This window comes from Citrobacter sp. T1.2D-1 (genome assembly GCF_950098555.1).
GTDB lineage: Bacteria > Pseudomonadota > Gammaproteobacteria > Enterobacterales > Enterobacteriaceae > Citrobacter_A > Citrobacter_A telavivensis.
Genome location: NZ_CATNHH010000008.1, coordinates 1 through 23,374 on the forward strand (window position 1 = coordinate 1; position 23,374 = coordinate 23,374).

The 23,374-nt window shown below is 53.6% G+C and carries 17 protein-coding genes; 6 read left to right on the forward strand and 11 right to left on the reverse strand.

From position 1 onward, the window contains the following. Positions 1-250 precede the first annotated feature (250 nt). Positions 251-1,060: a chaperonin gene (locus tag QQZ17_RS09045; RefSeq protein ID WP_152405846.1), complete on the forward strand. Its 810-nt coding sequence runs from the start codon at positions 251-253 to the stop codon at positions 1,058-1,060. A 201-nt stretch (positions 1,061-1,261) separates the two neighbouring features. On the opposite strand, the gene QQZ17_RS09050 is transcribed toward QQZ17_RS09045, so the two are convergent. From QQZ17_RS09050 to acnB, 7 genes are all read right to left on the reverse strand, one after another. Next, positions 1,262-1,507, reverse strand: coding sequence for a YmjA family protein (locus QQZ17_RS09050; RefSeq protein ID WP_152405847.1), 246 nt, complete (start codon positions 1,505-1,507; stop codon positions 1,262-1,264). Positions 1,508-1,546: 39 nt separating this feature from the next. Beyond that, the gene (locus QQZ17_RS09055) at positions 1,547-2,314 is read right to left on the reverse strand and encodes a DeoR/GlpR family DNA-binding transcription regulator (protein ID WP_046475565.1); all 768 of its coding nucleotides are present in this window, start codon (positions 2,312-2,314) and stop codon (positions 1,547-1,549) included. Between the two features lie 9 nt (positions 2,315-2,323). After that, entirely contained in the window at positions 2,324-3,307 is a 984-nt protein-coding gene (locus tag QQZ17_RS09060) for a D-threonate 4-phosphate dehydrogenase (RefSeq protein WP_152405848.1), read from the reverse strand. Next, positions 3,297-4,568, reverse strand: a complete 1,272-nt coding sequence (gene dtnK, locus QQZ17_RS09065) for a D-threonate kinase (protein WP_152405849.1) — start codon at positions 4,566-4,568, stop codon at positions 3,297-3,299. Before dtnK ends, QQZ17_RS09060 begins: the two co-directional genes overlap by 11 nt. Further along, positions 4,565-5,518, reverse strand: coding sequence for a 2-keto-3-deoxygluconate permease 1 (locus QQZ17_RS09070; RefSeq protein ID WP_152405850.1), 954 nt, complete (start codon positions 5,516-5,518; stop codon positions 4,565-4,567). The genes dtnK and QQZ17_RS09070 overlap by 4 nt, the downstream gene beginning before the upstream one ends. 181 nt (positions 5,519-5,699) lie before the next feature. Beyond that, complete coding sequence (yacL, locus tag QQZ17_RS09075) at positions 5,700-6,062, reverse strand: protein YacL (RefSeq protein ID WP_125368799.1); 363 nt, start codon at positions 6,060-6,062, stop codon at positions 5,700-5,702. A gap of 174 nt (positions 6,063-6,236) precedes the next feature. Then, the gene (gene acnB / locus QQZ17_RS09080) at positions 6,237-8,834 is read right to left on the reverse strand and encodes a bifunctional aconitate hydratase 2/2-methylisocitrate dehydratase (protein WP_152405851.1); all 2,598 of its coding nucleotides are present in this window, start codon (positions 8,832-8,834) and stop codon (positions 6,237-6,239) included. A gap of 399 nt (positions 8,835-9,233) precedes the next feature. Between acnB and QQZ17_RS09085 the strand changes: the two genes are divergently transcribed. Both QQZ17_RS09085 and QQZ17_RS09090 read left to right on the forward strand, forming a co-directional pair. Beyond that, complete coding sequence (locus QQZ17_RS09085; protein WP_152405852.1) at positions 9,234-10,877, forward strand: DUF3300 domain-containing protein; 1,644 nt, start codon at positions 9,234-9,236, stop codon at positions 10,875-10,877. A 12-nt stretch (positions 10,878-10,889) separates the two neighbouring features. Next, positions 10,890-11,681, forward strand: coding sequence for a DUF2950 family protein (locus QQZ17_RS09090; RefSeq protein ID WP_152405853.1), 792 nt, complete (start codon positions 10,890-10,892; stop codon positions 11,679-11,681). 56 nt (positions 11,682-11,737) lie between these two features. On the opposite strand, the gene lpdA is transcribed toward QQZ17_RS09090, so the two are convergent. From lpdA to pdhR, 4 genes are all read right to left on the reverse strand, one after another. Continuing rightward, entirely contained in the window at positions 11,738-13,165 is a 1,428-nt protein-coding gene (lpdA, locus tag QQZ17_RS09095; protein ID WP_152406395.1) for a dihydrolipoyl dehydrogenase, read from the reverse strand. A 199-nt stretch (positions 13,166-13,364) separates the two neighbouring features. Continuing rightward, the gene (gene aceF / locus QQZ17_RS09100; RefSeq protein WP_152405854.1) at positions 13,365-15,251 is read right to left on the reverse strand and encodes a pyruvate dehydrogenase complex dihydrolipoyllysine-residue acetyltransferase; all 1,887 of its coding nucleotides are present in this window, start codon (positions 15,249-15,251) and stop codon (positions 13,365-13,367) included. Between the two features lie 14 nt (positions 15,252-15,265). After that, positions 15,266-17,929 carry a pyruvate dehydrogenase (acetyl-transferring), homodimeric type gene (gene aceE / locus QQZ17_RS09105; protein WP_046475539.1) on the reverse strand — a complete coding sequence of 888 codons (2,664 nt, stop codon included), beginning with the start codon at positions 17,927-17,929 and terminating at the stop codon, positions 15,266-15,268. Between the two features lie 162 nt (positions 17,930-18,091). After that, positions 18,092-18,856 (reverse strand): pyruvate dehydrogenase complex transcriptional repressor PdhR, encoded by a 765-nt coding sequence (pdhR, locus tag QQZ17_RS09110; protein WP_042997914.1) that lies wholly within the window; start codon positions 18,854-18,856, stop codon positions 18,092-18,094. Positions 18,857-19,451: 595 nt separating this feature from the next. On the opposite strand from pdhR, the gene aroP reads away from it, so the two are divergent. From aroP to QQZ17_RS09125, 3 genes are all read left to right on the forward strand, one after another. Beyond that, positions 19,452-20,825, forward strand: coding sequence for an aromatic amino acid transporter AroP (gene aroP, locus QQZ17_RS09115; RefSeq protein WP_187696630.1), 1,374 nt, complete (start codon positions 19,452-19,454; stop codon positions 20,823-20,825). A 158-nt stretch (positions 20,826-20,983) separates the two neighbouring features. Further along, complete coding sequence (locus QQZ17_RS09120; protein WP_152405856.1) at positions 20,984-22,390, forward strand: glycoside-pentoside-hexuronide (GPH):cation symporter; 1,407 nt, start codon at positions 20,984-20,986, stop codon at positions 22,388-22,390. Further along, a complete protein-coding gene (locus tag QQZ17_RS09125; RefSeq protein WP_152405857.1) occupies positions 22,390-23,340 on the forward strand; it encodes a glycoside hydrolase family 43 protein in 951 nt (316 codons plus the stop codon). The genes QQZ17_RS09120 and QQZ17_RS09125 overlap by 1 nt, the downstream gene beginning before the upstream one ends. Positions 23,341-23,374 lie beyond the last annotated feature (34 nt).

Below are 23,374 nucleotides of genomic sequence, written 5' to 3' on the forward strand. Positions count from 1 at the left end.
ATCATTTACCGCTGCTGGAAGGCCAGAACCTGTTATGACGAAGCGAAATATTTGCTGGCTCTCGAAGCGAGACACTCGCCCTTACTGAAGCCATAAAAAGCTTGTCGAATGTCTCAGGGCGTGAAGCGGACTGTTACGAGTTGAAGTTAATTGTATCACTTAGGTAAACATTATCATTTCCTGACATTAAGTTGTATCTTTGATAGGATTAAAAAAGGTATAGATAGCTTATGCTACTGAAGGAATAAAAATGACAAAAATTAGTGAACGATGGAAGCACAATGGCATTACTAAAGGTTATTGCAATATTTGTGGAAAATATGACTTGCTCACAAAAGATCATGTCCCTCCAAAGTGCGCCATAACCTTAGGTCCTGTCCTTCAGAAAACAGTTAGCGAATTTTTTAATACTCAGGAACCAGTTAAACCATTAAATGCTAAAAACGGTTCTTATTTCAGAACTATTTGCAGCCACTGCAACAATAAGGTGTTGGGTGGGCTCGATGTTGCAATTGAAAATGTAGCAAACTCCTTTAAAGAACAGTTGAGTCAATATATGAATGGTATGAATGTATATCCATTCATTAGAATACCTTTTGATAGCATATCTTTCACTAAGGCTATGATTGGACACGTATTATCAGCAACTTCCGTTGAAGATTGTAAAAAAGAACCCGTAGATAGCCCCTTCTATACACCTTTAAAGGATTATGTATTGGGTAAAAATCCAAGTTTTGAGGAGACTCATGATATTTACTACTGGTTCTACCCACACAGAATGCACATATCCGCTCAAAGTGTAGCATTTATGAACGAAGGACATGTGGCATTTATTTGTGCTTTACATTTTTTCCCTATCGGTTTTATTATCACAATGAAAAATGAAGGAACATACCCTGCCCACTCAACAAAATTAGATCTTGAAGATAAATTCCTTACATTTAATATGACCTCTATAAATTATGAGTATACGACATTTCCATTTGTAAATCTTAAGGGAAACCAAATGTATGCTATAAGCAACGGCCATACTTGTGTGAGTTATCCAATAATTAAGTGACTGCTAAATCATACAATCGACGCATGTTCACTTTCTACATATACCATCTATAATGTCCGCTCTTGGTACAGAGCCGCCTGTCAGATTAGGTTTAGATCTGTGCCATAGCGGTGCCAGGTCAAATCTGAGCTAATACACTTAAGAAGCGCGGACACGACGAACATCATTGCGTGTCCTTATCCAAATAGACCTCAACGGGGACTATTCATTCCCCCATTGATTAAGGAATTCCGCGATCTCATCAATGCGAAGCGCATCAATGCCGGCTTCGCTGGCCATCTCTTGTTGCGCGTCTTCGCTGATCTCTTCGTTATTCATCAAACGCGTAATCAGTAGCTGAAAATAGAGCGCCAGGGGTTCACGTTCTGAATCCTCTACGGGTTTCGCACACTCCGTCGAATACTCATCCACAATGTCATAATATTTCAGCGGTATTTCATTACCCATCACTCATCTCCTGGGGTTATCCCAACGTCGGTTACGGTGTTACTCAGGCTGTACCAGCGTCAGGGCGACGGATTGCGCCTTCAGTTCGGCCTGCACGGCTTGCGGTAAATTAACATCGGTCACAACGTCGGTAAAGCGACTGAGCGAAGCAACATTAAACAAGGAATGCGCGCCATATTTGCTGCTGTCGGCGAGTAACACCTTACGTTGGGCGTTGGCGATAATTTCCTGCTTCAGCCCCGCTTTGTCCTCTGTCGGCGTGGTCACGCCCTTTTCCATACTCCAGGTATTACAGCTCATAAAGGCGATATCCGGGTAGACGCTGCGCAGCATTTTGCGGCCAAACTCGCCGATACAGGACTGACTGCTATCATCAATCCGCCCACCGACAATCGTGACCTCTATCTGGCGAAACTCGGATAAAAACAGGGCGATATGCAGATCAACGGTGATCACTCTGAGAGGAAGATGGGTTAAACATTTTGCCAGCTCCAGCATGGTGGTGCCGGCATCGAGCACCACGGCATCGCCCGCATGTACCATCGAAGCCGCATAACGCGCAATCGCCCTTTTTTCAGCGGGCGATCGCAGTTGCTTCTCGTTAGTCGTCGGTTGTGCAGGTTCAAAGCGCCGTAACGCAACACCGCCGTGGCTGCGGCTGATCACACCTTGTTCATCCAGTTTGATCAGATCGCGTCGTATCGTTGCCGGAGATGCATCAACGGCATCCACCAGTTGCTCCACGGTAACCAGCGTATGATTTTTCAAATACGCCACAATCTTATCCAGACGGTGTTGTCCTTTCATAACAGGAAATTACGCCAGTTGCATTGCCAGTTTAATCGATACGGCCATGCTCTCAGATTTTGCTTTTCCCGTCCAGGCGATATCAAACGCCGTTCCGTGATCGGCAGAGGTGCGGATAAACGGCAAACCCGCCGTGATATTGACGCCATCATAAAAACCCAGCAGCTTCAGCGGGATATGGCCCTGGTCGTGGTACATCGCCACCACCATGTCATATTGACCTTCATACGCCTGTAAAAACACCGTATCCGGCGGGCATGGGCCATAAACCGCCATCCCCTTCGCCTTCATGTGCTCAATCGCCGGTCCGACAATGCGAATCTCCTCATCGCCAAACAATCCGTTCTCACCGGCATGCGGGTTCACCCCTGCCACCGCAATACGTGGATGCGCATACCCTACGCGCTTGAGGAAGGTATCAGCGATGCCAATCACGGTCTCCACACGCTGACCGTTCAGGGTATCGAGGAACTTACGCAGGGCGATGTGGGTGGAAACATGAATGACTTTCAGCTTATCGGTATAAAGCACCATCGCGTAATCGCGGCTTTCCGTCAGCGTCGCCAGCAGCTCGGTGTGTCCCGGGAAATTGTGTCCACCAAGATGCAGCGCTTCTTTGTTCAACGGTGCGGTGGCGATGGCGTGGACGTCGCCTTTCATCGCCAGTTCCGTCGCCCGTTTTACGCAGCGATAGGCCAGATCGCCCGCCTGCGCCTGTACTTTGCCCGGCTCCAGCGCCTCCGGTTGCGCCAGCGGTTCATCAATCACATGAATGATGCCAGGCGCGAATCGGGCATCCGCAACCCGCGTAATGGCGCGGAACGTCACGCCTTCAGCCAGACCATTGGCCTGCAGCCGCTTCAGAGTTTGCAGGCATCCCACCACCACCAGCGGCGCGCCGTTAAGTTCATCTTCGCTGAGCGCTTTAACAATAATTTCCGGACCGATCCCCGCGGGGTCGCCCATCGTAATCGCAATTGTTTTAGTTACCACTGTACATCTCCTCAATAAAATAAAGCGCATCACAAAGGGTACTGTCGGAGCCGAATCCGCCCGCTTTGGTGATCACCGGCAGATCGTCAATCTCGCTGTTCACAAACGTTCCGCACGGAATACAGGGGGCCACCTCGCGTTGAATGCGATAGCCTTCCGCCCCCAGCGCACTGGCAACAGCGGTCGCGATATCCCCCCCGGTCAGGAACAGACCGCCAATGCGCGCCTGCTCAATAATGTGCAACGTGATTGTCCCAAGACGCTGGCTCAACCGTTCGCCAAGCGCCTGACGACGCATCCCCACGCTGGCACACAGCGTGTCGATCATCTGCCGGTCTTGCGCACACCGGCTGGTACGTAAAATCGTATGGTGCTGGCGGCTCAACAGCGTGCAGGCCTGCTCCACGACGGACGCAATTTCCTGTTCGAAATGGGCAGAGGCCAACCGTGAAACATCGATATCGACAACCTTCGCCCTGTCCTGACACAGCGCTTTGTCTACCTGACGCCGCGTGGCTTCACTCATCGAACCCGCGACAACCAGCACCGGAAGCTCCTGCTTTTCCTGCATGAACATTCTGACGGGTAGGGCATTGGCAAGCCCGGCGGCACCGACCAGTAACGGCAGTACCTCCTGCTCGCAGACGGCATGCGCAATCAGCGACAAATCGCGGTCATCAACCGCATCCACTACCACCATGCACTCACCTTCTGCCGCGAAAGCGACTAACCGCGCGCTCAGTCGTCCCTGTCGGACATCGTCGAGCGACACTTCATGCACCGGAATGTCACTTTGCAGCGTGACCAGTTCCGCAATGCGCGAAGAGATAATCGGCGTTTTGGGATCGCTGGCAAATTCAGTCTCCAGTAGCGGTGTTCCATTGACCAGGCACAGTCCATCACGCGTCGTGCGCCCTGCGGCGGGGATTGCTGCGGCAATCACGGCCAGTTTCCGGTTGGCGGCGCGCATCGCCGCAGTTACCTCGGCCCCCACGTTGCCACGAAACGTAGAATCGATTTTTTTATACACCAGCGGCGTGGCGGCCCCTTCACACCAGGGGACTAACGCCTGTTGAACCGCCTGCGCGGCTTGCGCCGCTGGGATTGCCCGGCTCTCTGTGTTGATAACCAGCACATCGGCACGCCGTGAAGGCTTCTGTGCCGGGGTGAGCATCACCTCCGTACGTGCGCCTTTTTTTGCCAGTTGCACGCCGGTATCGTTAGAGCCCGTAAAATCATCGGCGATAACGATCATTTTCATGCTTTATTCTCCTGAGCAACCTGACGCGCCTGCTTTTTGGCCACCCACGAGGTGAGGATCGGGGTCAGGATCGCAGTGGTAATCACGGAGGCGGCAATCAGCGGCGCGGCAGCGGCGGCGACTTCCGCCAATGAAGGATCGGCCTGGGCAATAGCCAGTGGCGTCGCGACGGCGTTACCGGCGGTACTGGAGGCTGCCGCTCCGGCAATCCCGCTTCCTCCCACCAGACGGTCTGCGCGGATGTTAAAGAAACCGCCAATGAACGTGGTCAGTACACCAAGCAGAATGCCCGCCAGACCGCCCTGCAACAGCATTTCAAGGTTGATGCCGGCGCCGAGCGCAAAGGCAAAAAACGGAATCAATAGCGGTCCGCCTTTGGTCAGGAAGTCACGCATGTTGTGATCGAGATTACCGAGGATCATGCCGACCACCAGGGGAACCAGTACCGCCACCAGCGCCATAATTGGAATGTTGGCCATCCCTGCGGCACCCAGCGCGATCATCGTAAAGAACGGACCGTCATTAAGAGACAGAATAGAGATTGCGCCGACATCACGTTCGTTGCCGAACTCACCGACTAACGCCGCGTACAGCCCCCCGTTCGAGTTGCTCATGGCGGCAATAATGGCCAGGCCGCTTAAGCCAAAGATCCCTTCCGCTCCGAACAGGTGTTCAACCCCCAGGCCGATCGCGATGGCCACCAGCAACTTGGTCAGGGTGATCGTGCCCCCTTGCAGCAAAGCCTGAGGCGCTGCTTTTACGCTGATCCCTGCGCCCATACACAGCAGGAATGCGCCGATCAACGGCGCAGCGCCGTTTTTAAACAGCGCGGTGGTAAAGCCGCCGATTTCCAGCGCCTGCGGGGCAAAGGTATTAATAATGGCACCGATAACCAATGGCACGACCATCATGCCGCCGGGTATGCGTTCTATTGCCTTTTTGATGTTCATGGTCTTCCCGCCTGTTGTTATGTTGTGATTAAAAAAAATCATAGCGATTATATTTAATCAATTTTAGATCACAAACGCGCCAGATCACAGTTTTAAAATGATTAATAAAAATCAACCAATCATTTTTCTGCAAAAAAAAAGCCGGACGCAGACGCCCGGCTTCATTGATGATTGAAATAACTCAGGATTGACGCAGAAATTCCCGGTATGCGTTTACCACCTGAAGAAAATCCTCAACGCCACACAGCGACAGGCTCTCTTCATCGTAGTAACTCATCCCCTCTTCCATTTCGTCGCCGGTAAACTCCAGCTGATTGGCGCGGATCATCACCTCTTCGCCATCCATCCAGAGCGTATATTCGTGCCCCGCCCGTTGCCAGGAACGTTCGCTGCCTTTCACCGCGTGTGCCGCCTGTTCCACTTCGTCCAGCAGGGCCAGGTTTTCTTTCACTTCTTCATTAAACCAGTGCCCGACCACTTCGTGACCCATGGACATGCGCACCTTGACCACTCCGGTAACATCGCGCAGAAATTCGTAATCCATAATGTAATCCTCTGCTCCCGGCAATGCGCCATTACCGCATTGCGCCTTGTTTTAATTATCGCAGCCTGGGCGCAGAAAAAAAGCGGATCGCGTATAAGGAATGGAAATAAAAATGCCCGGAGAAGCGCGCTTCTCCGGGCATTGATGCGTTTTTACGCGAAATGCGTTAGCGCATTACACCGCTGTCTGGAAAATCACACCGTCTGCTTTCTCAGTGTACTGAGAAAGCTGGTCGAAGTTCAGATAACGATAGGTGTCGACTGCCGTTTTATCGACCTGCGCCACATAGGTCTGGTACTCTTCCGGCGTCGGCAGTTTGCCGATCAGTGCCGCAACCGCCGCCAGCTCCGCAGACGCCAGATAGACGTTCGCACCGGTCCCTAAACGGTTCGGGAAGTTACGCGTGGAAGTTGATACCACCGTCGCCCCGTCTGCCACACGCGCCTGGTTACCCATGCACAGTGAACAGCCCGGGATTTCAATACGCGCACCGCTCTTACCAAAGACGCTGTAGTAGCCTTCTTCGGTCAGCTGTGCCGCATCCATACGGGTTGGCGGTGCCACCCACAGACGCGTCGGCAATTGACCTTTGTGCGCATCCAGCAGCTTACCGGCCGCACGGAAGTGACCGATGTTGGTCATACAGGAACCGATGAACACTTCGTCGATTTTATCGCCCTGAACATCAGAGAGCAGACGCGCGTCATCCGGATCGTTTGGCGCGCACAGGATAGGCTCTTTGATATCGGCCAGATCGATGTCGATTACTGCGGCATATTCAGCATCCGCATCGCCTTCCAGCAGTTCAGGTTCCGCCAGCCATTTTTCCATGCCCTGCACACGACGTTCCAGCGTACGACGGTCGCCGTAGCCTTCCGCGATCATCCACTTCAGCAGAACAATGTTGGAGGTCAGGTATTCAACGATCGGCTCTTTGTTCAGCTTGATGGTACATCCTGCTGCTGAACGTTCGGCGGAAGCATCGGTCAGCTCAAACGCCTGCTCGACTTTCAGATCCGGCAGACCTTCGATTTCGAGAATACGGCCAGAGAAGATGTTCTTCTTGCCTTTCTTCTCGACGGTCAGCAGACCCTGTTTGATCGCGTACAGCGGAATAGCGTGTACCAGATCGCGCAGGGTAATCCCCGGCTGCATTTTGCCTTTAAAGCGCACCAGTACCGATTCCGGCATGTCCAGCGGCATCACGCCGGTCGCAGCAGCAAACGCGACCAGGCCTGAACCTGCCGGGAAGGAAATCCCGATCGGGAAGCGGGTGTGGGAGTCACCACCGGTACCGACGGTATCCGGCAGCAGCATACGGTTCAGCCAGGAGTGGATCACGCCATCGCCCGGACGCAGCGACACACCGCCACGGTTCATAATGAAGTCCGGCAGCGTGTGGTGCGTGGTGACGTCAACCGGCTTCGGATAAGCCGCAGTGTGACAGAAAGACTGCATCACCAGGTCAGAAGAGAAGCCCAGGCACGCCAGGTCCTTCAGTTCGTCACGGGTCATTGGGCCGGTGGTATCCTGGGAACCCACGGAGGTCATCTTCGGTTCGCAGTACGCGCCCGGACGGATACCGGCTACGCCGCACGCACGGCCGACCATTTTCTGTGCCAGTGAGTAACCACGGTTGCTTTCCGCCACATCTTTCGCCTGACGGAACACGTCGCTGTGCGGCAGGCCCAGCGCTTCACGCGCTTTGGTGGTCAGACCGCGACCGATGATCAGCGGAATACGACCGCCCGCGCGCACTTCATCTACCAGCACGTCGGTTTTCAGTTCAAAGCTCGCCAGCAGTTCGCCGGTTTCATGGTTACGGACTTCACCTTTGAACGGGTAAACGTCAATCACATCACCCATATTCAGGTTGCTGACGTCAACTTCGATTGGCAGCGCGCCCGCATCTTCCATGGTGTTGAAGAAGATAGGTGCGATTTTACCGCCGAGGCACAGACCGCCGCCGCGTTTGTTCGGCACGTGCGGAATGTCATCGCCCATAAACCACAACACGGAGTTGGTGGCAGATTTACGCGAAGAACCGGTACCGACAACGTCACCGACGTAAGCCAACGGATAGCCTTTACTTGCCAGGGCTTCGATCTGTTTGATCGGACCCACTACGCCAGGCTGATCCGGCTCAATGCCTTCACGGGCGTTTTTCAACATTGCTAACGCGTGAAGTGGAATATCCGGACGAGACCAGGCATCCGGCGCCGGAGACAGATCATCGGTGTTGGTTTCACCGGTCACTTTGAAGACGGTGACGGTCATTTTTTCAGCCAGCGGCGGACGGCTCAGGAACCATTCGGCATCAGCCCAGGAATGCATCACCTGCTTCGCAAATTCGTTACCCGCTTTGGCTTTTTCTTCTACGTCATAGAAGTTATCGAACATCAGCAGAGTATGGGAGAGCGCTTTGGCGGCAATCGGCGCCAGTTTTGCATCGTCCAGGGCGTCGATCAGCGGATGGATGTTGTAACCACCCTGCATGGTGCCGAGCAATTCAATCGCTTTTTCAGGCGTAATCAGTGGGGAAGTTGTTTCGCCTTTAGCGATGGCTGCGAGGAAACCCGCTTTGACATAGGCGGCTTCATCGACGCCTGGGGGAACACGGTTGATCAACAGGTCTAACAGGAATTCTTCTTCGCCCGCAGGCGGTGCTTTCAGCAGCTCGACGAGCGCGGCCATTTGGGTTGCATCTAAGGGTTTGGGCACAATCCCCTCGGCGGCACGTTCTGCTACGTGCTTACGGTATTCTTCTAGCACGACGGTTCTCCTCGCTCTCATTGTCATAGTGCGGCGCTTTATCGATGGGCGATTCTCTTCACGCTCCTGTGAGACAGCAGTTTGTAGGGTAAATGCCCGGTACCGCAATGGGCAGAATAACAGGATTTTAGTGAGGTGTTAATCTGTTTACAAAAAAGCAACATAAAAAAGTGGCTGAATCGTTAAGGATGGTCTAATGCCCTTTTCGATTTCAGAAACGGGGAATTAATCGCTGTTACGAATCGTCACACTATTTCGCATTCTTATAATCACTCTGCTGTACCGATCCCAAGATTAGTCAAAAATTAAACTATCGTCTCTTTATACTCACGCAACACTGCACCTGCGGGTGGCAGCACTTCGACCATTGCGATTTCAAGGCAAATCGGGAGTAAGAATATGACGTTGCCCTTTAAACCCCACGTGCTTGCGCTGATCTGTAGCGCCGGGCTACTTGCTGCTTCAGGCATGCTGTATGTCAAAAGCCGCACACCGGAAGCCCCGACGCCCGTCGCGGTACAACCGCCCGCGCCAGCCGAAGCCCCTCCGGCTCCGGTTGCAAAAGCGAGCTTTACCACGGCGCAAATCGATCAATGGGTTGCGCCGATTGCCCTCTATCCGGACCCGCTACTTTCTCAGGTTCTGATGGCGGCGACCTATCCGGCTAACGTCGTTCAGGCGGTGCAATGGTCGCGTGATAATCCAACACAACAGGGCGATGCCGCCATTCAGGCGGTTGCAAACCAGCCATGGGACCCCAGCGTGAAGTCGTTGGTTGCCTTTCCGCAACTCATGACGCTGATGGGGGAAAATCCGGAGTGGGTACAAAACCTCGGTGATGCGTTTCTGGCGCAACCGCAGGATGTCATGGATTCAGTTCAGCGCCTGCGCTTACTGGCCCAGCAAACCGGCTCGCTGAAATCCACCCCGCAGCAGACGGTAACCAGCACGCCGAAAAAGAGCGTGACTCCAGCGCCCTCAGCCACCGCCTCCACGACGCAATCCAGCGCCGTTTCTACGGCACCGGCCTCCACGGTGATTAAAATTGAACCTGCCGATCCGCAGGTGGTGTACGTCCCCAGCTATAACCCTTCCACGGTTTATGGTACCTGGCCCAACACCGCGTATCCGCCGGTATATCTCCCCCCTACGCCAGGCGAACAGTTTGCCGGGAGTTTTGTTAAGGGATTCGGCTACAGCCTTGGCGTTGCCACCACTTATGCACTGTTCAGCAATATCGACTGGGATGACGATGATCATCACCACGATGACGATCACCATCATGACGACGATCGTCATGGCGGTAATGGCTATCAGCACAATGGCGATAACATCAATATCAACGTTAATAACTTCAACCGCATCTCCGGGCAGAATCTGAAAACGCAGAACATGACCTGGCAGCACAACCCGGCCTATCGCGGCGGAGTGCCGTATCAAAACGCCTCAACGGCGCAGCGTTTCCATCCGACCAACGTCAGCGGCGGTCTCAGCGCCACACAGCAACCTGCCGCGACGGCTTCCCGCGACAGCCAGCGCCAGGCGGCGATGGCGCAACTACAACAGCGTCATCCGGATGCGTCTAAAGCGCTGCCTCAGCAACCCACTGCGACAACGCGCGATGCCCAGCGTAAAGCGGCCTCTCAACAGTTGAATCAGGTTGCCCAGCGCAATAATTATCGCGGCTATGACGACAACAACACACGTCGTCAGAGTGCACAGCAGACGTTGAAACAATCAACCACGCCAGCACAACAACAGCATCGTGACGATCTCAGGGCCAAAGCGCAGCAACACCCGGTCTCACAACAGCAGCGGGATACGGTACGTCAGCACGTCGGGTCCTCGTCACCACAGCAGCGTCAGCAGGTATTCCAGCAAAACCGGGCAAATGCCCTTAGCGGCAATGACAGTCGGTCGCCGACCTGGCAGTCGCAGCAGCAGCGCGGTCAGGAAAGTCGTCGTCTGAGTAATGTCAGCCATGGGCAACCTGCCCCCGCGCGCGATCGCGCTTCTGAACACCATCAATTTCGCCATCGCTAACGGGAGCCCATAATGAAAAAAATACTGTTAAGCACCCTGCTGCTCTCGTTGCCATTAATGAGCTACGCCCAGCAGATGTTTGCCACGCCAGACGAAGCTGCTAACGCCTTTTCCCGTGCGATTGCCGGGAATAACGACGCACACCTGACCGCTCTGTTAGGTGATGACTGGCGACAATTTTTACCCCCGGAAGGTGCGGACCCGGAAGCCGTCGCGCGCTTTAACCGCGACTGGAAGGTCAGCCATCAGATTGTGCAGCAAGGTAACGTGGCCCATCTGAACGTCGGTCAGGAGAACTGGCAGTTGCCCATCCCCATCGTGAAGGCAAGCAAGGGCTGGCATTTTGATATGTCTGCCGCGCAGGATGAGATCCTCACGCGAACGGTAGGTCGCAATGAACTCTCGGCGATTCAGGCCATGCGTGCCTATGTCGATGCCCAGTACGACTACTGGCAGCGCAAACAGGCTTTCGCCACCCGGATTATCAGCCATAACGGTCAACAGGATGGTTTGTACTGGCCCGTAAAACCCGGCGAAACGCCAAGCCCGTTAGGACCGGCCTTCAGCCCTGACTCGCCTGGTGAAGGGTATCACGGCTACTATTTTCGCATTATTGCCAGCGACAACGAGAAAGGGTTCGCGCTGTTCGCCTGGCCCGTCAGCTGGGGTGAAACAGGCGTGATGAGCTTTATGGTAAGCCAGGATGACCGCGTGTATCAGACGGATTTGGGGGAAGATAGTGGGCTAAAAGCCATCGCCATAGAAAAATTTACGCCACACGATCCCTGGAAACCGGTGGAGTGACAGGCATAAAAAAAGCGGCATTTACGCCGCTTTTTTTGTCGCTGGAAGGCTGAAGATTACTTCTTCTTCTTCGCTTTCGCGTTCGGCAGGTCAGTGATGCTACCTTCGAACACTTCTGCCGCCAGACCAACAGACTCGTGCAGAGTCGGGTGCGCATGGATGGTCAGCGCGATATCTTCTGCATCACAACCCATTTCGATCGCCAGACCAATTTCACCCAGCAGTTCGCCGCCGTTGGTGCCGACAATCGCACCACCGATCACACGGTGAGTTTCTTTGTCGAAAATCAGTTTGGTCATACCGTCTGCGCAGTCAGAAGCGATAGCACGGCCAGAAGCAGCCCACGGGAAGGTGGCGGTTTCATAGCTGATGCCTTTCTCTTTCGCTTCTTTCTCCGTCAGACCTACCCACGCCACTTCTGGTTCAGTGTAAGCAATGGATGGGATCACTTTCGGATCGAAGTAGTGTTTCATGCCGGCGATAACTTCAGCGGCAACGTGACCTTCGTGAACACCTTTGTGCGCCAGCATTGGCTGACCGACGATATCGCCGATAGCAAAGATGTGCGGCACGTTGGTGCGCAACTGTTTGTCAACGCGGATGAAGCCACGGTCGTCCACTTCCACGCCAGCTTTGCCCGCGTCGAGGTTTTTACCGTTCGGTACACGACCGATGGCGACCAGCACCGCGTCATAACGCTGTGCTTCAGCCGGGGCTTTTTTGCCTTCCATGGAAACGTAAATACCGTCTTTTTTCGCTTCAACGGCAGTCACTTTGGTTTCCAGCATCAGGTTGAATTTCTTACCGATACGTTTGGTGAAGACTTTAACGATGTCTTTGTCAGCCGCCGGGATAACCTGGTCGAACATTTCAACCACGTCAATCTCTGAACCCAGCGCATGGTACACGGTCCCCATTTCCAGACCGATGATACCGCCACCCATGACCAGCAGACGCTTCGGTACGGATTTCAGTTCCAGGGCGTCGGTGGAGTCCCATACACGCGGATCTTCATGCGGAATGAACGGCAACTGGATCGGACGGGAACCCGCCGCGATGATCGCGTTGTCGAAGTTGATCACGGTTTTGCCGTTGTCACCTTCAACTTCCAGGGTGTTCGCCCCGGTGAATTTACCCAGACCGGTAACCACTTTCACTTTACGGCCTTTTGCCATACCCGCCAGACCACCGGTCAGCTGAGTGATTACTTTTTCTTTCCAGGTACGAATTTTGTCGATATCGGTTTTCGGCTCGCCGAAGACGATACCGTGTTCAGCCAGCGCTTTGGCTTCTTCGATAACTTTCGCAACGTGCAGCAGTGCTTTAGAAGGGATACAGCCGACGTTCAGACAAACACCACCGAGGGTGCTGTAACGTTCTACGATTACGGTTTCCAGACCTAAATCAGCGCAACGGAAGGCTGCAGAGTAACCTGCGGGGCCTGCCCCAAGTACCACGACCTGAGTTTTGATTTCAGTACTCATCATGACCTCTTAATTTATTTCCGGCGATCCCTGGTCTTGTCGCCCATCGTCCACCGGGTCGTTCTATCCGTCCGTATTTTACAAAATTGTTAACAATTTTGAAACAACAAAACGGCAACGATTTATCTTTAGCACCAATAACCCCAAAACCATCATGAGATTACCAGAAAAAAGCCGGCCGTCGGGCCGGCTTTTTTGCTTACATCACCAGGCGGCGAATGTCAGACAGCATATTGTTGATGATGGTAATGAAACGCGCACCATCAGCACCGTCAATCACACGGTGGTCGAAGGACAGAGAGATAGGCATCATCAGACGCGGTACAAACTCTTTACCGTTCCACACCGGCTCCATCGCTGACTTGGACACACCGAGGATAGCCACTTCCGGCGCGTTCACAATCGGTGCAAAGTGGGTGGTACCCAGGCCGCCGATGCTGGAGATGGTGAAGCAACCGCCCTGCATTTCGCCCGCGGTCAGCTTACCGTCACGCGCTTTTTTAGAGATAACCGTCAGTTCGCGAGACAGTTCGGTAACGCTCTTCTTGTTCACGTCTTTAAAGACCGGAACAACCAGACCGTTTGGCGTATCAACCGCCACACCGATATTGATGTATTTCTTCAGCGTCAGACGCTGACCGTCTTCCGACAGCGAACTGTTAAAGCGTGGCATCTGCTCAAGCGCCGCAGCAACCGCTTTCATGATGAAGACCACCGGGGTGAATTTCACATCCAGTTTGCGCTTCTCAGCTTCAGCGTTCTGCTGTTTACGGAACGCTTCCAGATCGGTGATATCGGTTTTGTCGAAGTGCGTAACGTGCGGGATCATCACCCAGTTACGGCTCAGGTTAGCACCAGAGATTTTCTGGATGCGGCCCAGTTCCACTTCTTCGATTTCACCAAACTTGCTGAAGTCGACCTTCGGCCACGGCAGCATGCCCGGAATACCGCCACCTGCTGCGGCTGCCGGAGCGGCTTCCGCACGCTTAATAGCGTCTTTCACGTAAGTCTGAACGTCTTCGCGCAGGATGCGACCTTTACGGCCTGTACCCTTCACTTTCGCCAGGTTCACACCGAACTCGCGCGCCAGACGGCGAATCAGCGGGGTCGCATGGACGTAAGCGTCGTTCTCAGCAAACTCAGATTTGCCTTCGGCTTTCGCTGCTGGAGCAGCGGCAGCTGGTGCAGGTGCAGAGGCCGCCGGTGCTGGAGCCTGCTGTGGCGTGGCAGCAGCAGGCGCTGCACCTTCCACTTCGAAGACCATAATCAGAGAGCCGGTTTTAACTTTATCGCCGGTGCTGATTTTGATTTCTTTAACGGTACCCGCGAACGGCGCCGGGACTTCCATTGACGCTTTATCGCCTTCAACGGTGATCAGTGACTGCTCAGCGGCCACTTTGTCGCCCACTTTCACCATCACCTCGGTCACTTCAACTTCGTCACCGCCGATATCCGGTACGTTAACGTCTTTCGCGCCAGAAGCGGCAGGTGCCGCCGCCGCTGCCGGAGCAGCCGCCTGTGCTGGAGCCGCAGCCGGGGCCGCGCCCGCCACTTCGAAGACCATGATAAGCGACCCGGTGGACACTTTGTCACCGGTGTTGATTTTGATCTCTTTCACGGTACCCGCGAACGGGGCCGGGACTTCCATCGAAGCCTTGTCGCCTTCAACGGTGATCAGGGACTGTTCAGCCGCAACGGTGTCGCCCACTTTAACCATGATTTCAGTGACTTCAACTTCGTCGCCGCCGATATCCGGTACGTGTACTTCTTTCGCTGCCGCAGCAGCCGGTGCCGCAGCCGGAGCCGCTTCTTTCTTCTCTTCTGCCGGAGCAGGTGCAGCGGCTGCTGCACCGTCAGCGGAATCGAATATCATGATAAGTGCGCCGGTCTCGGTTTTGTCGCCAACAGAGACTTTGATCTCTTTAACAACGCCAGCCTGCGGAGACGGGACTTCCATAGAGGCTTTATCGCCTTCTACGGTGATCAGCGACTGTTCTGCTTCAACCTTGTCGCCCACTTTGACCAGGATCTCGGTGATTTCAACTTCATCTGCCCCGATGTCCGGTACTTTGATTTCGATAGCCATTATTCTTTTACCTCTTACGCCAGACGCGGGTTAACTTTTTCTGCATCGATGTTGAATTTGGTAATTGCATCCGCAACCACTTTCTTATCGATTTCGCCACGTTTAGCCAGTTCGCCCAGTGCCGCTACAACCACGTAGGAAGCATCCACTTCGAAGTGGTGACGCAGGTTTTCACGGCTGTCAGAGCGACCGAAACCGTCGGTACCCAGTACGCGATAATCATCAGCCGGTACATAAGTACGAACCTGTTCGGCAAACAGTTTCATATAGTCAGTTGAGGCTACAGCCGGCGCGTCGTTCATCACCTGAGCGATGTACGGAACGCGCGGCGTTTCCAGCGGGTGCAGCATGTTCCAGCGTTCACAGTCCTGACCATCACGCGCCAGTTCAGTGAAGGAGGTGACGCTGTACACGTCAGAGCCCACGCCGTAGTCTTTCGCCAGGATCTGTGCCGCTTCACGAACGTGACGCAGGATAGAACCGGAGCCCAGCAGCTGAACTTTACCTTTGCTACCTTCCAGGGTTTCGAGTTTGTAGATACCTTTACGGATACCTTCCTCAGCACCTTCCGGCATGGCTGGCATGTGGTAGTTTTCGTTCAGCGTGGTGATGTAGTAGTAAACGTTCTCTTGTTTCTCACCGTACATACGCTCCAGACCATCGTGCATGATGACCGCAACTTCGTACGCGTAAGACGGATCGTAAGAGATACAGTTCGGGATAGTCAGAGACTGAATATGGCTGTGACCATCTTCGTGCTGCAGACCTTCGCCGTTCAGCGTTGTACGACCAGACGTCCCGCCAATCAGGAAGCCACGCGCCTGCTGGTCACCTGCTGCCCAGCACAGGTCGCCAATACGCTGGAACCCGAACATGGAGTAGTAGATGTAGAACGGAATCATCGGCAGGTTGTTGGTGCTGTAAGAGGTCGCCGCAGCCAGCCAGGAAGACCCTGCACCCAGCTCGTTGATCCCTTCCTGCAGAATCTGACCTTTCTCGTCTTCTTTGTAGTATGCAACCTGCTCACGGTCCTGCGGGGTGTACTGCTGACCGTTCGGGCTGTAAATACCGATCTGACGGAACAGACCTTCCATACCGAAAGTACGCGCTTCGTCGGCGATGATCGGAACCAGTCTGTCTTTGATCGATTTGTTCTTCAGCATCACGTTCAGGGCACGAACGAAAGCGATAGTGGTGGAGATTTCTTTGTTCTGCTCTTCCAGCAGCGCGCCGAAGTCTTCCAGGGTCGGCAGTTCCAGCTTCTCAGTGAAGTTCGGCTGGCGGCTCGGCAGGTAGCCGTGCAGCGCCTGGCGACGTTCGTGCAGATACTTGTGTTCTTCAGAACCTTCCGGGAAGGTAATGTAGGACAGTTTTTCAACCTGCTCGTCAGTGACAGGAACATTGAAACGGTCGCGGATATGACGCACGCCGTCCATGTTCATTTTCTTCACCTGGTGCGCGATGTTTTTACCTTCGGCAGTGTCACCCATGCCATAACCTTTGATGGTATGAGCCAGGATTACCGTTGCTTTGCCTTTGGTTTCTTGCGCTTTTTTCAGTGCCGCGTAAACTTTCTTCGGATCGTGACCACCACGGTTCAGCGCCCAGATCTGCTCATCAGTCCAGTCTGCAACCAGTGCTGCGGTTTCCGGGTATTTACCGAAGAAGTGCTCGCGAACGTACGCGCCATCTTTGGATTTGAAGGTCTGGTAGTCGCCGTCAACGGTTTCGTTCATCAGTTGGATCAGTTTACCGCTGGTATCTTTACGCAGCAGCTCATCCCAACGACCGCCCCACATCACTTTAATTACGTTCCAGCCAGCGCCCTCGAAGATGCCTTCCAGTTCGTTAACGATTTTGCCGTTACCGGTGACCGGGCCATCCAGACGCTGCAGGTTACAGTTGATGACGAAGACCAGGTTGTCCAGTTTTTCACGGGTCGCGATGGTGATCGCCCCTTTGGATTCCGGTTCGTCCATTTCACCGTCGCCCAGGAAAGCGTAAACGGTCTGTTTGGAGGTGTCTTTCAGGCCACGGTGTTCCAGATATTTCAGGAATTTAGCCTGATAGATAGCACCGATTGGGCCCAGACCCATAGAAACGGTCGGGAACTGCCAGAATTCCGGCATCAGTTTCGGGTGCGGGTAGGAAGACAGGCCATTGCCATGAACTTCCTGACGGAAGTTGTCCATCTGCTCTTCAGTCAGACGGCCTTCCAGGAACGCACGGGCGTAAATGCCCGGGGAGATATGACCCTGGAAGTAAACCAGGTCGCCGCCATCCTGCTCATTGCGGGCGCGGAAGAAATGGTTGAAGCAAACATCGTACACCGTCGCAGAAGACTGGAAGGATGCCATGTGGCCGCCCAGCTCGAGGTCTTTTTTAGACGCACGCAGCACGGTCATGATGGCGTTCCAACGGATAGCAGAACGAATTCGACGCTCCAGCTCCAGATTGCCCGGGTATTCCGGCTCATCTTCAACGGCAATAGTGTTGATGTAATTGCTTGCCCCAGTACCTGCCGCTACTTTCACGCCGCCTTTGCGGGCTTCAGAAAGAAGCTGGTCAATCAGATACTGAGCGCGCTCAACACCTTCTTCACGGATGACCGATTCGATCGCCTGTAGCCAGTCGCGAGTTTCGATCGGATCCACGTCATTTGGGAAACGTTCTGACATGGGGGTATTCCTTATCTATCTAATACGTTGAGTTATCTGGAACCTGTCCCATTGAACTCTCGCCAGAGAACTCAATAAGACAGGTTCTGCGTTTAGTTGCCGCGCTTTAGAGTAGCGCTTGATTTACAACATCTTCTGGCTAACGAGCCACCAGAAAAATCACTAATTCTTTCGCTGCTCCAGACGACGTAAGGCGCGTTCACGGCGGCTCTCCTCACGACTTCGGTCGAGCAGAATTTCTTCGATAAACGCCAGGTGGCGATGTGATGCTTCACGCGCCTCTTCTGGCTTACCGGCAATAATCGCTTCGAAAATACGGGTGCGGTGACCACTCACCAGCGGAAGCATCTCGCGACGCGAATAGAGCAACTCGAAGTTCTGACGAACGTTCTGGGCCAGCATGGGTTCCATACACCTTAGCAGATGGAGTAAAACCACATTGTGTGCCGCTTCGGTGACAGCAATTTGATACTGGAGGACCGCATCGGACTCAGCATCGCGGTCACCTGACTCTTGCGCCAGTTCAATGGCATGGTGCAGTTCACGAATGCGTGTTTTGTCTTCATCGGTACTGCGCAGCGCTGCGTAGTATGCAGCAATGCCTTCCAGCGCATGGCGCGTCTCAAGCAGGTCAAACTGGGATTCAGGATGGTCGGAGAGCAGTTCTACCAGTGGATCGCTAAAGCTCTGCCACAGGCTACTCTGAACAAAAGTGCCGCCGCCCTGGCGACGAAGCAGCAATCCCTTCGCTTCGAGACGTTGAATCGCCTCACGCAAGGAGGGACGGGAGACGTCGAACTGTTTCGCCAGTTCGCGTTCCGGTGGGAGTTTTTCGCCTGGGCGCAGTGTACCCTCGAGAATCAAAAACTCCAGTTGTTGCTCAATCACATCGGATAATTTTGGTTGGCGGATTTTGCTGTAGGCCATGATGTCCTGTCTTAAGCCATTTGCCCGAAGTCAATTGGTCTTACCAATTTCATATCTGTGACGCTAAAGTAACAAAGTATTCACCTTATGTCCATACAGGTTTTGATTGAAATCAGTAAACCAGGCACATTTTAACAACATCACAGAAATAACGTTTCAAACATGTAACTATGCACAAATGTTAAATTTACCACCCTCGAGGTAGTTTTAACCTTATTGAAACGAAGAAAAATCCTGGTTGAACCGATTCAGATGCATTTTTATGCAAGCATTAATCATAAATAGTCATTTTACAGCTAACGGAAGTGTTATCAGGAGGTAAGAGGAGGGACACACAACTGCTCTCTTTTTATTCAACTCGTCATCATCCATTCACAAAGCAGGTGCATTCCCCGCCGCATACCATTATTCTGATCCGGACAAAAGAGTTTCGGCGACATTTTAAAAACCTTTGCTGTAAACATAATAATACAACAGACGGAATTGCAAACTTACACACGCATCACTGCGTAGTACAAATAATAATTACTCAAATAGTTCGGGTCGTCTTCGGCGGCAGCCTGAAATCTGAAGAGTAAACCACACACGAGGTTTCATGATGGACAGTCAGCAGCACGGCGAGCAGCTAAAGCGCGGCCTTAAGAACCGCCATATCCAGCTTATCGCGCTGGGCGGCGCGATAGGAACAGGCTTGTTCCTGGGAAGCGCCTCCGTTATCCAGTCCGCAGGCCCCGGTATTATTCTGGGTTATGCGATAGCGGGTTTTATTGCCTTCCTTATTATGCGTCAGTTGGGTGAGATGGTGGTTGAGGAGCCAGTTGCCGGTTCGTTCAGTCACTTTGCCTACAAGTACTGGGGGAGTTTTGCAGGCTTTGCGTCGGGCTGGAACTATTGGGTGCTGTACGTGCTGGTCGCGATGGCGGAACTGACCGCCGTCGGTAAGTACATTCAGTTCTGGTGGCCGGAGATCCCCACCTGGGTTTCGGCAGCCGTCTTCTTTATCGCTATCAACGCCATCAACCTGACCAACGTAAAAGTGTTTGGTGAGATGGAGTTCTGGTTTGCCATTATTAAAGTCATCGCCGTGGTGGCGATGATCATCTTCGGCGGCTGGTTGCTGTTCAGCGGCAACGGCGGCCCGCAGGCGACCGTACGTAACCTGTGGGAACAGGGCGGTTTCCTGCCTCACGGCATGACCGGGCTGGTGATGATGATGGCAATTATCATGTTCTCTTTCGGTGGGCTTGAGCTGGTCGGTATCACCGCCGCCGAAGCCGATAACCCGGAGCAGAGCATCCCCAAAGCCACCAACCAGGTTATCTACCGTATTCTGATCTTCTATGTGGGTTCACTGGCCGTTCTGCTTTCCCTGCTGCCGTGGACGCGCGTCACTGCCGACACCAGCCCGTTTGTCCTGATCTTCCACGAGCTCGGCGATACTTTCGTCGCAAACGCGCTGAACGTTGTGGTTCTGACGGCGGCGCTGTCGGTGTACAACAGCTGCGTTTACTGTAACAGCCGCATGCTGTTTGGTCTGGCGCAACAGGGTAACGCCCCAAAAATCCTGCTCACTATCGACAAACGCGGCGTGCCGGTGAATACCATCATCGTCTCGGCGCTGGTGACAGCACTGTGCGTGTTGATCAACTACATGGCACCGGAATCCGCCTTCGGTCTGCTGATGGCGCTGGTGGTCTCCGCACTGGTGATCAACTGGGCGATGATCAGTCTTGCACACATCAAGTTCCGCCGCGCCAAGCAGCAACAGGGAGTGAAGACTCGCTTCCCGGCGCTGTTCTATCCGTTGGGTAACTGGGTCTGCCTGCTCTTCATGGCGGCCGTACTGGTGATTATGCTGATAACACCGGGTATGGCGATTTCGGTCTACCTGATCCCGGTATGGCTGGTTGTTTTAGGTATCGGTTACCTGTGCAAACAGAAAACCGCAAAGACAGCGAAAGCGCATTAATCCCTCGGACCCTCACCCGTCCTGGGTGAGGGTTGTTACCTGCCTCACACTTTTCCTCCTGTAGCCATTTCGTCCATGTTCGCGGCGCTATCCTGCAACGCAAATAATCGATAGCAGACGAATAATTATTTCCATCACCTTGATGGAGAGACATCGCAATGGATACAGGTAAACTGTCGGTAAGAGAAAAGATTGGTTATGGCATGGGCGATGCCGGATGCAACATCATCTTTGGCGCTATCATGCTGTTTGTTAACTATTTTTACACAGATATTTTTGGTCTCGCCCCGGCGCTGGTAGGGGTGTTATTACTGTCAGTACGCGTTATCGATGCCGTTACCGATCCCATTATGGGCGCCATTGCCGACCGGACCCAAAGCAAATATGGCCGTTTTCGTCCGTGGCTACTGTGGATTGCCTTCCCCTACGCGCTGTTCAGCATTCTGATGTTCACCACCCCGGAGTGGACTTATAACAGCAAGGTTATCTATGCGTTTGTCACTTACTTCCTGTTATCGATTACCTATACGGCAATCAATATTCCTTACTGCTCGCTGGGCGGCGTGATCACCAACGACCCGAAAGAGCGTGTGGCCTGTCAGTCTTACCGCTTTGTGCTGGTCGGCATCGCGACGTTGCTGTTGTCGCTCACCCTGCTGCCCATGGTTGACTGGTTTGGCGGTGATAACAAAGCGAAGGGATATCAACTGGCGATGACCGTGCTGGCCATTATCGGCATGTGCATGTTCCTGTTTTGTTTTGCCACCGTTCGCGAGCGCGTGCGCCCTGCCGTTCCCACTCACGACGACATGAAGAATGACTTCAAAGACGTGTGGAAAAACGACCAGTGGGTACGCATTCTGCTGCTGACGCTGTGCAACGTCTGCCCGGGCTTCATCCGCATGGCGGCAACCATGTACTACGTCACCTGGGTAATGGGGCAAAGCACCCACTTCGCCACGCTTTTTATCAGCCTCGGCGTTGTCGGCATGATGATCGGCAGCGTGCTGGCAAAAGTGCTGACCGACCGCTGGTGCAAGCTGAAGGTGTTCTTCTGGACCAATATCGCGCTGGCCCTTTTCTCCTGCGCGTTTTACTTCTTCGATCCCAAAGCCACGATGCTGATTGTGGCGCTCTACTTCCTGCTCAATATTCTGCATCAGATCCCGTCGCCGCTGCACTGGTCGCTGATGGCGGATGTTGACGACTACGGCGAATGGAAAACGGGCAAACGTATTACCGGTATCAGCTTCTCCGGCAACCTGTTCTTCCTGAAGCTCGGTCTGGCGATTGCCGGCGCGATGGTCGGCTTTCTGCTCTCATGGTACGGCTACGATGCAGGGGCGAAAGCGCAAAGCGATTCCGCCATCAACGGCATCGTGCTGCTCTTTACCGTAATTCCGGGTATCGGATACCTGATTACCGCCGGCGTAGTGCGTCTGCTGAAAGTTGACCGGGAACTGATGAAACAGATTCAGAACGATCTGGAAAAACGCCGCGCCAACTACCGCGAACTCAATGATTATCAGGAACTGAACGCCACTGAAACCGTAAGGAAAGCCTGATGCAAAACTGGCCCAACCCGTTTATTGAACAACGCGCCGATCCGTTTATCCTGCGTGACGGCAGCGACTACTATTTTATTGCCTCCGTGCCGGAATATGACCGGCTGGAAATCCGCCGGGCGGATTCACTGGAAGGATTGCGCACGGCAACGCCCGTTGTCGTCTGGCGCAAACCCGAACACGGTCCGATGAGCGAACTTATCTGGGCACCGGAAATACATCACCTCGACGGCAGATGGGTCATCTACTTTGCCGCCGCCCATACACAGGCGCTCGACAAACTGGGCATGTTTCAGCACCGGATGTACGCGCTGGAGTGCACGCATACCGATCCGCTCACCGGTAACTGGGTCGAAAAAGGTCAGGTGAAAACGCCGTTTGATACCTTTGCACTCGATGCCACAACGTTTCGCCATCAGGGAAAGCAATGGTATCTGTGGGCGCAAAAATCGCCCGACATCACCGGGAATTCCAACATTTATCTGGCGGAGCTGGAAAATCCCTGGACGATTAAAGGCCAGCCAGTGATGCTCAGCAAGCCGGAGTACGACTGGGAGTGTCGGGGTTTTTGGGTCAATGAAGGGCCAGCGGTGTTAAGCCACGGTGACAGGCTGTTCATCAGCTACTCCGCCAGCGCCACGGACGAAAACTACTGCATGGGATTGTTATGGATTGATATTCACGCCGATCCGCAGAATCCGGCAAACTGGCACAAATTGCCGCATCCGATATTTACCACCAGCAAGGAAAATCGTCAGTATGGGCCCGGGCACAACAGCTTTACCCAAACGCCGGAGGGCGACGACGTGCTGGTGTATCACGCGCGCAACTACACCGAAATTGAAGGCGATCCGCTCTACGATCCTAATCGCCATACCCGCCTGAAGCGAATTCGTTGGGATGAAAACGGGATGCCGGACTTCGGCATCCCGCCTGCCGATACGCTTTGAGAGATTGCCCGGTAACCTGTTGCTTACCGGGCGT

What these genes read in the sequence shown, in the direction of transcription:
- QQZ17_RS09090 (WP_152405853.1), top strand. Translation starts at nt 10,890, where the DNA reads ATGAAAAAAATACTGTTAAGCACCCTGCTGCTCTCGTTGCCATTAATG.
- yacL (WP_125368799.1), bottom strand. Translation starts at nt 6,062, where the DNA reads ATGGATTACGAATTTCTGCGCGATGTTACCGGAGTGGTCAAGGTGCGC.
- QQZ17_RS09070 (WP_152405850.1), bottom strand. Translation starts at nt 5,518, where the DNA reads ATGAACATCAAAAAGGCAATAGAACGCATACCCGGCGGCATGATGGTC.
- QQZ17_RS09050 (WP_152405847.1), bottom strand. Translation starts at nt 1,507, where the DNA reads ATGGGTAATGAAATACCGCTGAAATATTATGACATTGTGGATGAGTAT.
- QQZ17_RS09120 (WP_152405856.1), top strand. Translation starts at nt 20,984, where the DNA reads ATGGATACAGGTAAACTGTCGGTAAGAGAAAAGATTGGTTATGGCATG.
- aceF (WP_152405854.1), bottom strand. Translation starts at nt 15,251, where the DNA reads ATGGCTATCGAAATCAAAGTACCGGACATCGGGGCAGATGAAGTTGAA.
- lpdA (WP_152406395.1), bottom strand. Translation starts at nt 13,165, where the DNA reads ATGAGTACTGAAATCAAAACTCAGGTCGTGGTACTTGGGGCAGGCCCC.
- dtnK (WP_152405849.1), bottom strand. Translation starts at nt 4,568, where the DNA reads ATGAAAATGATCGTTATCGCCGATGATTTTACGGGCTCTAACGATACC.
- aceE (WP_046475539.1), bottom strand. Translation starts at nt 17,929, where the DNA reads ATGTCAGAACGTTTCCCAAATGACGTGGATCCGATCGAAACTCGCGAC.
- aroP (WP_187696630.1), top strand. Translation starts at nt 19,452, where the DNA reads ATGATGGACAGTCAGCAGCACGGCGAGCAGCTAAAGCGCGGCCTTAAG.
- QQZ17_RS09055 (WP_046475565.1), bottom strand. Translation starts at nt 2,314, where the DNA reads ATGAAAGGACAACACCGTCTGGATAAGATTGTGGCGTATTTGAAAAAT.
- QQZ17_RS09045 (WP_152405846.1), top strand. Translation starts at nt 251, where the DNA reads ATGACAAAAATTAGTGAACGATGGAAGCACAATGGCATTACTAAAGGT.
- QQZ17_RS09125 (WP_152405857.1), top strand. Translation starts at nt 22,390, where the DNA reads ATGCAAAACTGGCCCAACCCGTTTATTGAACAACGCGCCGATCCGTTT.
- QQZ17_RS09085 (WP_152405852.1), top strand. Translation starts at nt 9,234, where the DNA reads ATGACGTTGCCCTTTAAACCCCACGTGCTTGCGCTGATCTGTAGCGCC.
- pdhR (WP_042997914.1), bottom strand. Translation starts at nt 18,856, where the DNA reads ATGGCCTACAGCAAAATCCGCCAACCAAAATTATCCGATGTGATTGAG.